The organism is Desulfoferrobacter suflitae (assembly GCF_022603395.1).
Classification (GTDB): domain Bacteria; phylum Desulfobacterota; class Syntrophobacteria; order Syntrophobacterales; family Syntrophobacteraceae; genus Desulfoferrobacter; species Desulfoferrobacter suflitae.
The window spans coordinates 161554-175806 of record NZ_JAIBKA010000007.1; the positions used below are offsets into that span (position 1 = coordinate 161554).

The following is a 14253-nucleotide window of genomic DNA, read 5'->3' on the forward strand; positions in this document are numbered from 1 at the left end:
CTGATTCAATATTTTTTTGTATTTACCAGGAGCGTAAAAGAATCTTGCGGGCAACACCTTATGCATAGGCAATGTGCAGCTGCCAAACCATTGTCAACACGGATCTGTTATAGCCTTCTGCTGCTTTCACTGTTCCTGTTACACATGGGGCAGGCGCACGCTCAACAGAGCAACGGGGACAACCCTTCCAGCCAGGTGCTGCAAGCGGAGGATCTCAGCAATGCCCTCGGCAAAAGCCTCACCGCAGAACGGCAAGAGCTCGATGAACTGAAGGAACGACTGGGTCAGGTGCGGACTGCTACCAAAACCCTGGATACTGAAATCACCGCCTACAAAGTGATTGCATCGGCCTATAGCAACCTGCTGCATCGACAAACCCCGATTGAGGAACTAAAGAAGGTCAGAGCCGAACTGGAAACGATCATCCAGGATATTGCCTCACGTCTGGTGGGCCTCACGGACAACCTGGAAATAGTCCGCAAGCTGAACCAAGAGGAGAAACAACAATACGATTATAACAACCAGCAACTGGCAATCATCAAAAAGACCGCTACCGGCACGCGTGAGGGCAAAGCGATTCTTGACCAGTTGCAGGCACTCAACAAAACCATTTCCGAACAGCTTCAAACCACCTCCAATATGGAGGCCATCTACCTGAAGAGTGTCGGTCAATTGACCGAGGTTCAGGAGTCCATCGACAGTTTGGCGAAAAACTATGACCGGCAGATTGAAGAAAAACAAAAGGAAGACCTCTTCAGCAGAAACGAGAATGTTTTTATATCCATCGATTGGGAAGAAATCTCCCGCGACCTGCAAAAGATCGTAAATGTTGCCCGCCAGGTGTCTGCCAGCGAGTTTTGGGTGAAGCAACTGAGAAATGTGTGGAAGGCTGGCGGACTTCTGTTCATCAAGGCCCTGCTGTTGTTTGTCATCGTTCAGTTTCTCATTTTTCGCCTGCGTAAACTTTGTGCCGCCTGGAGAGAGCGGCTGCAGGAACGGAGACCCTGGCTCTGTCTCACCCTCGACCTTTTTCGCCAATCCTCGCCCCTTGCCGGCACCGTCTTGTTCCTCTACGGATATGTGCAGCTGCAGGATGTAACTTCCGGGTTCCCTTTTATTTGGGTCATTATCGACTCGCTGCTGGCCTGGTTGCTCACCCGCTGGGTGCTGGACCTCGCCAAACTGATCAGAAGTTCGAACTGGCTGCAGGTTCCGCAGCAATTGCTGACGGGGATTCGCGGACTCATGCTTGCGATTCGCAGTTTTGCCGTCCCCTATCTGGTCCTGCAGTGGAACCTCGGCACTACCAGCATATTTCTTGCCCTGGCGCGCATCGGTTTCGAACTCTACCTGATCATCTGGACCGTACATTTCTGGAGAAGGTTTCAGTATTCCTCGGCAAATTCAGTGCTGACGTCGTCAAAACAACTCTCCACGTTAAGAACCGGTGTCATCGGCTGGGGTTATTGTGTGGGCTTGGGAGGCTTTCTGCTTGAATTGGCCGGCTACGGACAACTCGCCCTTTACTGGTACGCTTCCTGGGGACGATCCATTGTCGTGGCGATTTGGGCCGCATTGCTGCTCCTCGCGCTGCTGGAATGGAATCATTCCGTTACTCTGGTGCCTCTCTCCGAGAGAAAAGAAACGCATCACGCCGGTTGGCTGTTGATCCGACTTCTAGGGGTCATTTGGCTGGGATTCCTGACCGCTTTCTTGATGATGGCGTGGGGGGCCACGAAAGCTATGGTTCTGGGCTTTTTCCATGTCCTCAATCAGTCTATTGAACTTGGCGAGATTCGGCTCAACCTGTTGGGCATCGCTTACGCCTTTCTCATCTTGGCCTTTACCTTGGCTGCAACTCGATTCTGGCGTCCGACACTCAAGAAAAGAATCCTCACCAGCAGTGGCCTGGAGGAGGGTCTGCAGGAGTCTGTTGCGACCCTATCGGTTTATGTCCTCTGGATGCTCGGTATTCTTGCGGCACTTCATGCGCTGGGGGTCAGCTCAACGTCTTTGGCGGTTGTCTTCGGTGCCTTGGGCATTGGGCTCGGCTTTGGGCTGCAAAACATTTTCAACAACTTCATAAGCGGCATTATATTGCTTTTCGAACGTCCCATACAAGTGGGCGAAGTGATCGAGATTGGCGGAAAATGGGGCACGGTGAACAAAATCAACTTTCGTTCGACCGTTGTTCAAACCTACGACAATGCCTCACTCATTATCCCCAACTCTGATTTCATCAGCAGCCAGGTCGTAAATTGGAGCTTTAAAGACCCCAGGCTGCGACGCAGCGTAACGGTCGGGGTGGCTTATGGTTCTGACGTTCAACGGGTGAAAGACACATTGCTTGAAATCGCCAACAACCACCCGAAGGTTCTTAAATATCCCAAATACGATGTGTTGTTTTCGGACTTTGGCGACAGCGCTCTGGTTTTTGATTTGCGCTTCTGGTCCACGTTAACTGATTTTTTTGCGGTTGAGACGGAAATTCGCTTTGAGATCGACAGGTTATTTCGCGAAAGAGAGATCGAAATTTCGTTTCCGCAACGGGACATCCATATACGCACGATAACGCCCGAATTATCCGGCAGGTTGAAAAAAGATGAACCGGATAACAAAAACTGACGGCTGCTCGTGAGGCAGCAAAATGGAACCGCCTGATATGCAGGTTTCTCGAGTGATGAAGTTGTGCTTATTCGAAAGAGAGGAGAGCATCTTTGCAATGTGGCCCTTTACCGAGCGACGCCGGCGCAAGCGAAAAGCTGTAGCCTGGGAGGCTTCCCTGTATTGTACTCCTGTTGGTGTGACAGAACGACTTCAGGCCCAAGTGATCGAGATATCGCCAAACGGTGCAAGGATCCTTCTACATCGAATGCATTTGCGAAGCTACCATCTGATGGTTGACAATAATCCCGATGAACTCGAAATGGTAATTCAAATGCCCGAAGGAGAAGTCCGCTCAAACATTATTCTGCGCTGGTATAACCGCGAGGAGGATGAGCAGCTTTTCACCGTTGGCATTGAGTTTTGTGATATGCCTGAGGAGAGCAAGGTGCTGCTCCAAGAAAAAATAAAGGCCCTTTGACCGGGGACCATCATGGAATCGGACCAGGCAGTGTTCCAGCCACTCTTGGCGGCACATCAGCTGAATGACGCTGAAGGTTCTGCCTGACAAGGTTGCGTGTTTCAGGCCGACATTGAATCGGTGAGAACAAATTGGGAGAGAGCCAGCGTGCAATATCACGGTATTCTTTTCGATCTGGATGGAACTCTACTGGACACACTCGAGGATCTTGGCAATGCAATGAACCGTGTTCTGGAGCGTTACGGTTTTCCGCAACATCCGTTGGAATCCTACAGGTATTTTGTTGGAGATGGAATGGAAAGCCTTGTCCGCAGGGCGATCCCGCAGAACAGGAGGGATCAACCGCTGCTTTCCGAGTGTGTTGCGGCCATGCAGGAAGAATACGGCAGACGATGGATGGAAAGAACGCACCCCTACACCGGCATACCGGAGCTCTTGACCGCGCTCGCGGCGCGCGGCATCAAGATGGCCATTTTCTCAAACAAACAGGATGAGTTCACGCAAATTACGGTGAACCGGTTTTTGTCGCGCTGGCCCTTTGAGGTTGTTGTGGGAGCGCGGCCATCAGTGCCCAAGAAGCCCGATCCCACGATACCTTTACAAATCAGTCGGAGCATGAATATCCCGCCTTCAGCGCTGCTGTATGCCGGCGACACCAGTACCGACATGCTGACGGCCAATGCGGCCGGCATGTATGCGGTTGGGGTCTTGTGGGGATTTCGGGAGGCGGACGAATTACTTGGCAGTGGAGCCAAAGTGCTGGTTGAAAAGCCTGTGGAAATTCTCCACCTGCTGGCGTCCTGATTTTCGTTTGCCGCAACATCCTGCTGTCAACAGTACCTGCTGATGCGTTTGAACTTCACACGATGCGACCGAGCGATGCCCTTATTTTCTCCATCCAGCTATTCACCTCCGCCATTTTTTTCCCATGGACATGTTCAGACCATCTTTCCCGCTCTCTTCCGGAAAGTGCACGGGGTCAGTTACCAAAGGGAGCGAATAAGCACTCCAGACGATGATTTTCTTGATCTGGACTGGTCGACTACGGGAGCAAACCGGCTGGCGATTCTTAGCCACGGGTTGGAAGGCAACTCCAACAGGTCCTATATTCTCGGCATGGCTCGGGCACTCAATCGCAGGGGCTGGGATGCCCTGGCCTGGAACTTTCGAGGGTGCAGCGGAGAACCCAACCGATCCATTCGTTTCTACCACAGCGGCGCAACCGAAGATTTGCATGCGGTAGTTGCGCACGTGGAGGCTCGCAAGAGCTATGCAGCCATTGTCCTCATAGGGTTTAGCATGGGCGGGAACATCACTTTGAAGTATCTGGGTGAAAGGTCGCCTCATATTGCAGCTCTAAAAGCCGCGGTAGCGTTTTCCGTCCCCTGCGACCTGCGCGCAGGGTCCATCAAGATGGCCGAATTTTCCAATACCATCTATATGATCCGCTTCCTTCGAACATTACACCACAAAATTCGCAATAAGATGCGCCTGATGCCCGCTCAGATCAATGACATCGGCTACCGGCAGATAAAGACATTCCAGCAATTTGATGATCGTTATACGGCACCTCTGCATGGCTTCGAGAACGCACAGGATTACTACCGAAAAGCGAGCTGCAAGCAGTTCTTGAAAAACATATCGATCCCCGCCCTGCTGATCAACGCCCGAAATGACCCTTTCCTGGCTCCATCCTGTTTTCCCCTGGCAGAAGCGCAGCACAATCCGAATCTCTATCTTGAAATACCTGAATCAGGAGGGCATGTCGGTTTCATCGATTTTAATCCGGCGGGAGAATACTGGTCTGAGCAGCGGGCCATGCAATTCATCGAGGTGTGATTCAATCCGACCCGCTGTAATGTTTCTTGTTCGTTGTTTGCGCTCATCGAAACCGATCATGGGCCGTGCGAACCCCGGATTGATCGGTGCAAATCGAGAGGGGCTCCTCCCCTTTTCATAGAGAGTGCTTAATTTAGCTGGGAGCACTTATGGGCTGGAAAAGGAACACCTGCAATTCATTTGAGTACAATCACAAGGAGGAGTTTCAATGAAGATAAGCGAGTATTTTGTGGGCAAAAAAGGGCATGGAGTCATGGCGACCGCCGATGCGGCTGGAAAAGTCGATATCGCTGTCTACGCGACGCCTCACGTCATGGAAGATCATACCGTAGCCTTCATCATGCGGGATCGTCTGACTCACCACAATCTCCAGTCCAACCCCAAGGCGGCCTATCTTTTCATCGAAGAGGGCGCCGGCTACAAGGGGGTGCGACTGTACCTGACCAAGCTGCGTGAAGAACAGGACAGCGAGCTGCTCTATACCCTCCGTCGCAAAGAATATCCCGCAGACGGCGAAGCGCAGCGCGGACCCTTGTTTTTGGTTTTTTTCAAAGTGGAGGAAGTGCTGCCTCTCATTGGAGCGGGCAACCCGCCCGTTGAAATCAATTAGGCTGATTTGCACGGTCCGGCCGCTTGGGCCGGACCGCTCCTGCAGTCTTCAAGATCAAGTTGAGTCCTTCATATTTCCTTGAAACCTAATCAATCTGTTGTCACAATAAGTGCCTCAAAAACCATCGACGGCCCACAGTTGAATTGCACGAGGGGAGGTACCCACCGGGCAACAAGGTATGGGGAGAGAGACAACCCCCGGCTGCATCTGGTTGCATTGTTTTTCAGCGCAGGGGCAGCGAGGCTGGTACGCAGCATTGAACCACGTCAGCAACAGCGGTGGAATAATCCAGCATGATAAGGAGTTTCGAGATGGCATCCGATCAATTTAATCCTTCATTCAACTCATTAGAGCATTTTCATAGTACAGCAGGAAAGCATTCTATTTTTGAAGATGAGATCCGCAAGCTGCCCATTCCCGTATGCTCTGTCTTCGTCAGTCAAGAGGGCCGCATTGCCCCGGCAGTTTTCAAAGAAACCGACATGATTTTTCAATGTGAGGATCACGGACGGACCTCCAAAGAATTTACCCGATCTATCGAAAAAAGTAAGGACATTGTTCTGCAGGCGTTTCCTGGTAAAAGTGCGCCCCGCATCGATGGCAAGCGGGTAGCTGTGCTCTTCTCCGGCGGGCCTGCAGCGGGCGGTCACAACGTGCTCGCCGGTCTCAAGGCCGTCTTGGGAAGAGACGGTACCCTGCTGGGCATCAGAAAAGGCCCCAAGGGGCTGATTAACGGAGACCTGTTCGAAATCAACAGCGAGCAAATAAGGGCCATCATCAACACCGGAGGATTCGATTTTCTTGGCACCGACAGGACCAAGGTGAAGACCGCGGAGCAGTTCGCCAAAGTCAAAGCAACGGCTGTGAACAATAAACTGGATGGATTGATCATCATCGGCGGCGATGATTCCAATACCAATGCCGCCTACATAGCCGAATACTTTTTACGCGAAGGGGTCGACTGCAGCGTTGTCGGCATTCCCAAAACCATTGACGGTGATATGGCGGTGGGCAAATATCTTCCCATTTCATTCGGGTTTGATACCGCCACCAAGGTGTATTCGGAACTTGTCGGGAATTTAACCCAGGATGCCGCCTCCGCGGTCAAATATTATCATTTCGTCAAGCTCATGGGACGCACCGCAAGCAAGATAACCCTCGAAGTTGCGTTGCAGACCAAACCTGCCATTACCCTCATTTCCGAGGAAATTGCGGAAAAGCACATGTCCCTTGAAAGTGTTGTGGAATATGTTGCAGACATCATTGCCAAACGTCGGCTGAAGGGCATCAACCACGGAGTCGTGCTGGTTCCCGAGGGACTGATCGAATTCATTCCGGAAATGAAATCCCTCATTCAGGAGCTCAATCATGTTCTCGCCGAATATGAGAGAGACATCAAGGATCTGCCGACCCTCAAGAACAAGCAGGAATATATTTATCCCCTGTTGACCCCGCAGTCGGCACAGCTAATGGCTTCCCTTCCCGATGACATTGAGGAAATGCTCATTTTGGACCGGGACGATCATGGCAATGTCAAGGTTTCCCAAATTGAAACGGAAAAGCTGTTAATCGAGAAAATCAGGTATAGGATGTCTCAGCTCAAGCGACATACGCATAGGTTCTTCGGAGACGGCGAAGGCAAGATTGAAGCCACCGATCGGCAGATTGAGCAGTTCAAGGCGGCTAGCTTTTCGACCCAGTCTCACTTTCTCGGCTATGAGGGACGCAGTGCCAAACCGACTGCATTCGACGCCGCTTTTACATTCAATTTGGGGTTGGCCGCGGGGTCACTGGTGCTCCAGGGAAAAACCGGCTACATGGCATCCGTGACCGATTTCGACAAGGGTGGCAGAGTGCTGGCTCTTCCCATATCCGGCCTCATCGCCTGTGAGACTCGCAAGGGCAGAGAAGAACTGGTCATAGCAAAGGACCTGGTGAACACTTCTTCGCCTGCGTTCAAGGTCTTTGCGAAAAACCGTGACAAGTGGGCCATGGATGATCTGTTCAGCAGTCCGGGACCCATTCAGCATTGGGGACCGACGAGCAGGCAGATGCCCATCTCGGTAGCCCTCAATCAGGGCTATACCGGCTACCAGTCCTTCGATCTGGGTGAGGAGCGAGTCGTTGGAGTAGATTAGCGCAAGTTTAAGAGAATTGGTAAGGGAAATACGTTGGGAAACGCAGAGGATGTCCGGGCTACAGCCGACGACAGGACTTCACATGCGCAGAAAACCCGGGCGGACCGATCTTCCCGCCGGCGGTTGGCGTGGCTGCTGAGAGCTGCTGCAAAGAGTTTCATCATTGTGTTTGCAGCAACCTTCCTCTCCGTCCTGATATTGAAGTGGGTTGATCCTCCAACTTCTTCCTTCATGCTCCAGAAAACGCTCGGAGAACTGTTCTCCTCGACCAGCGACACGATCCATTACCAGTGGGTCGATTATGCGGACATCTCTGCCCACGCCAAGATGGCCGTCGTCGCTGCCGAGGATCAAAATTTTCCAAACCACTGGGGATTTGATTTTGAAGCCATTGGGCATGCCTGGAATGAGCGCAAAAAAGGCGGTCGGCTGCGGGGAGCCAGCACCATCAGTCAACAAGTGGCAAAGAACCTTTTTCTTTGGTCCGGCCGGAGTTATCTGAGAAAGGCCCTGGAGGCGTACTTTACACTACTCATTGAGCTGACGTGGAGCAAACAGCGTATTCTGGAGGTGTATTTGAACCTTGCCCAAACGGGGGAGAAAACATTTGGCATGGGAGCCGCCTCCGAAGTCTATTTCGATGTGCCGGCCAGCCGTCTGAATCGCCAACAGGCGACACTCATCGCGGCTGTGCTGCCAAACCCGGGAAAATACTCGGTTGTCAAACCTTCCCGTTATGTACGCTACCGGCAACGCTGGATACTGAAGCAGATGAGTCAATTGGGAGGCAGTAGTTATCTGGCCGGATTATGAACTCGACTGCAAGACTGCGCTGCTGAGGGCTCCGAGAAACGCTGCCGTTGGCCATGTCTATAGCTTCCAAGACAATGTTTTTGGTGTTGTTGGGTTGAGTCACACGTTTCGCGTAACGAAACTCAACGCCTATTTTGCTGGCTTTCGTACTTCAACCCAGCCTACTTGGAAGCCGAAATCAATTTCTTTAACAGTATATAACCGGAGATCCAATTGTCCCTCCTGTTAGTTCATCCTCCCGTGACCAAAGCCTGCGAACCGCCGGCCGGGATTGCCAGACTGGCGGGAATGTTGAGCCGCCATGGAGTGGAGCATGAACTGCTCGATGCAAATCTGGAAGGGCTTGTTTATCTCATGACACGACCCGGGGAAGGCTCGGATCGTTGGACCAAAAGGGCATACCGGAACGCTCACAGGAATCTCACTGCCCTCAAGGAGCGGCAAACTTACCAAAATAGTGATCGGTACCGACGGACAGTATTTGATTTAAATCGCGTACTGGAGGCATCTTCGGTATCTTTTGCAGCCGGTGTGAGCTTGTCCAACTATCAACAACACAACCTTTCGCCAGTGCGCAGCGGCGATCTGTTGCATGCGGCGGAGGTGCCCGAAGATAATCCTTTTTTTTCTTATTTCAGCAAGCGACTGACTGAGCTTCTGTGCAACAACCCGAGGAAGGCGGTTGGTTTCTCCTTGAACTTTCTCAGCCAGGCCTTATGCACCTTTGCAATGGTCGGTTTTTTGCGGCGATATTTTCCAGAACTCACACTAATCGTCGGGGGCGGGCTGGTCACTTCGTGGATGCACAAGCCTGACTGGGTGAACCCCTTTGGTGGATTGGTGGATCACCTGGCAGCCGGACCGGGGGAGCACGCGCTGCTGTCTTTTCTGGGTGTGGAAGCCGACAAAGAAGCTCTTTACAGGCCGGAATACCAGGCACTGCCTGGCGACGAGTATTTTTCTCCCGGGTTCATTCTGCCCTACAGCGCATCCGCCGGGTGCTACTGGAACAGGTGTTCATTTTGCCCGGAACGGGCTGAAAAGAATCCTTATGTGCCGGTACCCGTCCATCAGGCCATAGCGGACCTCCACTCCCTCACTGCGCAGACCAGGCCGGTACTGATCCATCTGTTGGATAACGCCCTCAGTCCTGCGCTGTTAAAAGCCTTGTGTCTGGATCCTCCAGGGGTGCCGTGGTATGGATTCGCCAGGATCACTCAACATTTCATTAACCAGGATTTCTGTGAAGCGCTCAAACGCTGCGGTTGCGTCATGCTGAAATTGGGGCTGGAATCGGGAAGCCAGGATGTGTTGGATCGTGAGCACAAGGGAGTGAATCTTGAAATGGCGGCAACGGCGCTCGCCACAATCAAAACAGCAGGAATCGCAACGTATGCATATTTGCTGTTTGGAACGCCTTCGGAAACGGCGGAGACGGCACGGGAGACTCTTCATTTTACCGCGGCCCACAGCGAATACATCGATTTCTTGAATCTTGCCATATTCAACCTGCCCGTGTACGCTCCCGATACCCATGAACTCGCAACACAACCGGCGTATGAAGGCGATCTTTCTCTCTATACGGGCTTTGTTCATCCCCAAGGCTGGCACCGAGGATTGGTCAGACAATTTCTCGACAAAGAGTTCAAACGGCACCCGGCTGTCGCCTCCATCTTGAGAAGGGACCCGCCGTTTTTTACCAGCAACCATGCACCGTTTTTTTGCGATGGCCTTTGATATGCGGGCACACGCCCTGCATTGCCAAGACTGTGTGGATCGGAGGATCTACGTGGAACCTTTAAGGAATCGGCACCAGATCATCAATGTCAACCTTACCCGGCACCTGGGGCTGCTCCACCGATGGGGTCTGCGCCTGCGGGTGTTTCTTGGCGTAACATGCTTGTTCCTGCTCGATGAGCTCGTACATGGACAGCTTCACCGAATTGCCGTTCTTGTAAACATCCTCGTCCCCGCTGTAATGCTGCAAAATCATGCTGATTCTGCGGTTGTCCCGGTCCACGAATGACCATTTCCAGGCGACATAGACGTGAAACGGATCGCCTCGCCACTCGGCAGGATCTCCATATTTTTTCTTGAAACGATCGAGCAGCTTATCGAAAAAATCCTTGCTGGAATCCGCATATTTCATGCTCACTTTTACGATATGGCCGGGGTGTGCGCATTTCCCGTAAACCAGGTAACCACTCTTGAAGCCCGCCGGGGCCATCACATCCACTTCTTCCAAGTAGGCCATATCTCGAACTGAAATGGCACTTTTCTTATCAATCCGATCGCCATATTGATCGATGTGGTTCTGCAAACGAAAACCGGCAATTTCATGCGGCGCTGCAACCTCTGCATGCACAAATCCCGGCCAGATCAAACTCACGGCCATCAAAGCCATCAGTGAAAAACAGGCAATTCGTAACATCGGCATCTCACATTTCCCCATCAATGATCAGCCGATCCGCCCCCTTGGTCCGCGCCGCGATTGGAACGAATCGGCTTTTGAAGTTTGGTTCTTCACCGCTCTTGACACGTCAACTTAGCAGATTATCTCGAATTATCAAGCTCAATGATGGTCCCCCCGGCTACCTGCTCTTGGGGAATTTAATGCTCAACGATTCTCCACCATCATCATGCTCCATCTTCACCTCAACCTGGATGCTGCTGTCCCGGATTCCCAAGGCCAAGGGTACTTTCCCGCCTTCACCTTCCATATGCGCGACCTCCTTGACCACCTGAAAGATCTGATCGCCCACATCCGCGCCGGGAGATGGCAGTTCGCAGGTATAATATTTGCCCTTCACCGTGATCTTGCCGTCTTTGGCTTTGGTGACGGTAATCTTCTTGGCATTGTCATTAATGCCGTGTAACACTGCCAGCGCCACCCATTTCAGAGCACCTTCGGCTTTGTCGGGTTCCTTTTTCACCAGAGACATTTCTCTCAGAGGGTCCGACGTCGCAAAACAGTCGCACAATTCCTGCACCTTAAGGTGTAAACTGCGTTTATCTCTCATGGCCTAACCTCCTTTAGCCTGTCGTTCTGTAACCATCTATTGAAAGTCTTTTAAGCATGGAAGGGAGAAGTGACAAGCCACGGGCCGCAGGGATTTGAGGAAATTTTGTGAGACACCGCGATGTTTCCATTCTTCACAGGGGCCATGCGCACATGGGAAGACGTGGCGTGCGGGTGGCGGGCCGAAAAAAAATCACAGAGAACGCTCCCTGCTGCAGTTGCGATCTCTGTGAAAGGGTTGGCCGTTTGATTGGTTCGGGCGAGGACGCTGCAAGCCACTCACTTTTTGTCGGCTTTATAACTTTCCTGGTAGACCTGCGTATTGATTGTTCCCCCCTCAGGGCCTCCACAATCTGGAATGTAGCAGGAGACGTCGACGAATTCACATCTTTCCTTGCATGACGGGCACGTTTCAGGCGGTGATGCAACGTCGATGGTGTTGCCGCAGTTGTTGCATTTCCATACGGGCATGGTTTGCTCCTTTCGCATCGGTTTTCCCATTTTACTATACATTTTCTTTAATTATTCACTATACCTTCGAGGAGACCGGAAATCAATGTCGAGCTCTTACTTTTCGCTTTCCCGCACTGGCGGGCTCCCCGTCTCTTTTCAAATGGGCTTGAATTATTCCGGCAAGGCATCTATACAAAGCCACTATCAAAAAACCGGCGCGGCTGCATGAACAAAACGGCGGAGCAGGCTCAATTGACCACGGTCCAGCTGAACCTTTTTACAGTATTCTTTGTGGCAGTCTATTTGTTACAGACTACCGTTGATGTCGTCCTGGCAAATCTGAACCTGCGATATCTGGAGCGGACGAGCAATACAGTGCCGCCCTCGCTCGAGGGGTTCGTCGACGGGGCAAAACTGTCCAAAATCAACGCCTACACCCGTCAAAGAAGCCGCGTGAATTCGGCAGGCTCAGCCACCTCAGATGTGCTGTTCCTGGTGCTGATCCTGTCGGGAGCAATGCCGGCATTGGCCTGGCTCCTGAGAGAACATTCGGTCCCCTTTGTCCTGTCCGGCCTGGTATTTTTTCTCCTGCCGGGGATGATTCTCTACGTGATCGACCTGCCTTTTGACTACTATCATACCTTTGTTGTTGAGGAAAAATTTGGATTCAACCAAACCACACGCAGGATCTGGCTGCTTGATCAGGTCAAGTCAGGATTATTGACACTCTTTCTCTCCTCCCTGATCCTGGCTCTGATTCTTTGGATTGTGAAAAACTCTCCTACTTATTGGTGGCTGTGGGGATTCCTTGCGGTGACTCTCGTGCAGGTGGTCCTGGCGGTGCTCTACCCGATCGTCATTGCCCCCGTCTTCAACAAATTCTCGCCTCTGGAAGACGCTCAACTGGCCATGAAAATCACTGAACTGATGGAAAGGAGTGGCCTCAAGGTGAAAAAGATCCTGCAAATGAACGCAACCCTGCGCAGTCGCCACACCAATGCCTATTTCACCGGTCTTGGCAGAACCAAGCAGATTGTTTTGTTTGACACGCTGATCGAGTCACACCCACACGACGAAATTCTCGCGGTCCTGGCTCACGAAATGGGCCACTATAGGCAGCGGCATATCCCCAAGCAGCTGACCCTGTTCACCCTTTGCATGTTTGCGGGCTTCTTTCTGACCCACCAGGTGATAGGCCGGCCGTGGCTCTCTGCGGGCTTCGGCTTTGCAGTCCAGGAACCCTATGTCGGACTGTTTTTGGTTGGCATTTTTTGGCAAAAGGCGGGCTACTTTCTTAAGCCCCTTTTTATGTATGTGTCGAGACACTTCGAACGAGAGGCGGACATCTTTGCCGCACGCCTGGTAAACAACGCGCAACCCCTCGCGAACGCTCTCAAACGCATGGCTGCGGATAATTTATCGAACCTCACGCCACACCCCCTCTACGTCGCATTCAACTACTCACATCCGCCTCTGGTCGAGAGGGTCGCCGCCCTTGAAGCCGATGCGGCATTCCCCCTCGTGGCTTGACAGGAAAGTATGGAAGATGACTGGCACCCTCATTAACGTAGCCGCTATCCTCCTGGGAAGCTCACTGGGACTGCTGGCGGGTTCCAGGCTTTCGGAAAACCTGCGCAATACCGTAACTGACGGATTAGGGCTGGTTACCAGCCTGATCGGTCTGCAGATGGCTCTGCAAACCGAGAATGTCCTGGTGCTCCTGGCAGCAATGCTGTGCGGCGGGTTGATCGGCGAACTGCTACATATCAGCGAGGGCATCGAAAAATTGGGCTGTTTCCTCCAATCCAGGTTGTCAAAAGGCGGGCCCAGCAGGTTCAGCGAAGCTTTCATCACAGCCACTTTAGTCTTCTGCATCGGTCCCATGGCTATCCTTGGGTCGATTCAAGATGGACTCTCGGGGGATTATTCCCTTCTCACCGTCAAATCCATGCTGGACGGTTTTGCCTCCGTAGCCTTCTCCGCCACTCTTGGCTGGGGCGTCTCCTTCTCGGCGGTTTCCATCCTCATTTACCAGGGGGGCATCACCCTGTTCGCAGGACTCTTCGATAGGGTGCTCACTCAACCCATGATTGTCGAAATGACTGCTACGGGAGGTCTGATCATTGTGGGCATCGGCCTCAAATTGCTCAAGGTCAAGGAAATTCGACTGGCCAATTTTTTACCGGCTCTTGCCATCGCCCCTTTAATCGTTTTGCTTATCCCGGTAGTCAGGTCACTCCGGTAGCGACAGCAAGCCGCAAAGTCTATACGCAGCGTGCAGCTGCAGAGCGCCGGG

The 14253-nt window shown here is 52.3% G+C and carries 13 protein-coding genes; 10 read left to right on the forward strand and 3 right to left on the reverse strand.

Translation table 11 applies throughout. From position 1 onward, the window contains the following. Positions 1–90 precede the first annotated feature (90 nt). The 8 genes from K1V27_RS13830 (at position 91) to K1V27_RS13865 (ending at position 10222) form a co-directional block, all read left to right on the forward strand. The gene (locus K1V27_RS13830; RefSeq protein WP_258930623.1) at positions 91–2625 is read left to right on the forward strand and encodes a mechanosensitive ion channel domain-containing protein; all 2535 of its coding nucleotides are present in this window, start codon (positions 91–93) and stop codon (positions 2623–2625) included. A gap of 22 nt (positions 2626–2647) precedes the next feature. Then, positions 2648–3085, forward strand: coding sequence for a PilZ domain-containing protein (locus tag K1V27_RS13835; RefSeq protein WP_258930625.1), 438 nt, complete (start codon positions 2648–2650; stop codon positions 3083–3085). Between the two features lie 147 nt (positions 3086–3232). Next, complete coding sequence (locus tag K1V27_RS13840) at positions 3233–3889, forward strand: HAD family hydrolase (RefSeq protein WP_258930626.1); 657 nt, start codon at positions 3233–3235, stop codon at positions 3887–3889. Positions 3890–3964: 75 nt separating this feature from the next. Beyond that, positions 3965–4924 (forward strand): YheT family hydrolase, encoded by a 960-nt coding sequence (locus K1V27_RS13845; protein ID WP_258930627.1) that lies wholly within the window; start codon positions 3965–3967, stop codon positions 4922–4924. A 208-nt stretch (positions 4925–5132) separates the two neighbouring features. Then, entirely contained in the window at positions 5133–5534 is a 402-nt protein-coding gene (locus K1V27_RS13850; protein WP_258930628.1) for a pyridoxamine 5'-phosphate oxidase family protein, read from the forward strand. 311 nt (positions 5535–5845) lie between these two features. Continuing rightward, the gene (locus tag K1V27_RS13855) at positions 5846–7672 is read left to right on the forward strand and encodes a diphosphate--fructose-6-phosphate 1-phosphotransferase (RefSeq protein ID WP_258930629.1); all 1827 of its coding nucleotides are present in this window, start codon (positions 5846–5848) and stop codon (positions 7670–7672) included. Between the two features lie 123 nt (positions 7673–7795). Next, the gene (gene mtgA, locus K1V27_RS13860; protein WP_435051670.1) at positions 7796–8485 is read left to right on the forward strand and encodes a monofunctional biosynthetic peptidoglycan transglycosylase; all 690 of its coding nucleotides are present in this window, start codon (positions 7796–7798) and stop codon (positions 8483–8485) included. Between the two features lie 213 nt (positions 8486–8698). Beyond that, the gene (locus K1V27_RS13865; protein ID WP_258930631.1) at positions 8699–10222 is read left to right on the forward strand and encodes a B12-binding domain-containing radical SAM protein; all 1524 of its coding nucleotides are present in this window, start codon (positions 8699–8701) and stop codon (positions 10220–10222) included. A gap of 61 nt (positions 10223–10283) precedes the next feature. Here K1V27_RS13865 and K1V27_RS13870 read toward each other — a convergent pair whose 3' ends face one another. The 3 genes from K1V27_RS13870 to K1V27_RS13880 all read right to left on the reverse strand — a co-directional run bounded on the left by K1V27_RS13870 (position 10284) and on the right by K1V27_RS13880 (position 11975). Beyond that, positions 10284–10922, reverse strand: a complete 639-nt coding sequence (locus K1V27_RS13870; RefSeq protein WP_258930632.1) for a hypothetical protein — start codon at positions 10920–10922, stop codon at positions 10284–10286. Between the two features lie 154 nt (positions 10923–11076). After that, the gene (locus tag K1V27_RS13875; protein WP_258930633.1) at positions 11077–11505 is read right to left on the reverse strand and encodes a hypothetical protein; all 429 of its coding nucleotides are present in this window, start codon (positions 11503–11505) and stop codon (positions 11077–11079) included. 278 nt (positions 11506–11783) lie between these two features. Continuing rightward, on the reverse strand, positions 11784–11975 hold the full coding sequence (locus K1V27_RS13880; protein ID WP_258930634.1) for a rubredoxin-like domain-containing protein: 192 nt from the start codon (positions 11973–11975) through the stop codon (positions 11784–11786). A 207-nt stretch (positions 11976–12182) separates the two neighbouring features. On the opposite strand from K1V27_RS13880, the gene K1V27_RS13885 reads away from it, so the two are divergent. Both K1V27_RS13885 and K1V27_RS13890 read left to right on the forward strand, forming a co-directional pair. Then, on the forward strand, positions 12183–13487 hold the full coding sequence (locus K1V27_RS13885; RefSeq protein ID WP_258930635.1) for a M48 family metallopeptidase: 1305 nt from the start codon (positions 12183–12185) through the stop codon (positions 13485–13487). A 16-nt stretch (positions 13488–13503) separates the two neighbouring features. Then, complete coding sequence (locus tag K1V27_RS13890; protein ID WP_258930636.1) at positions 13504–14202, forward strand: DUF554 domain-containing protein; 699 nt, start codon at positions 13504–13506, stop codon at positions 14200–14202. Positions 14203–14253 lie beyond the last annotated feature (51 nt).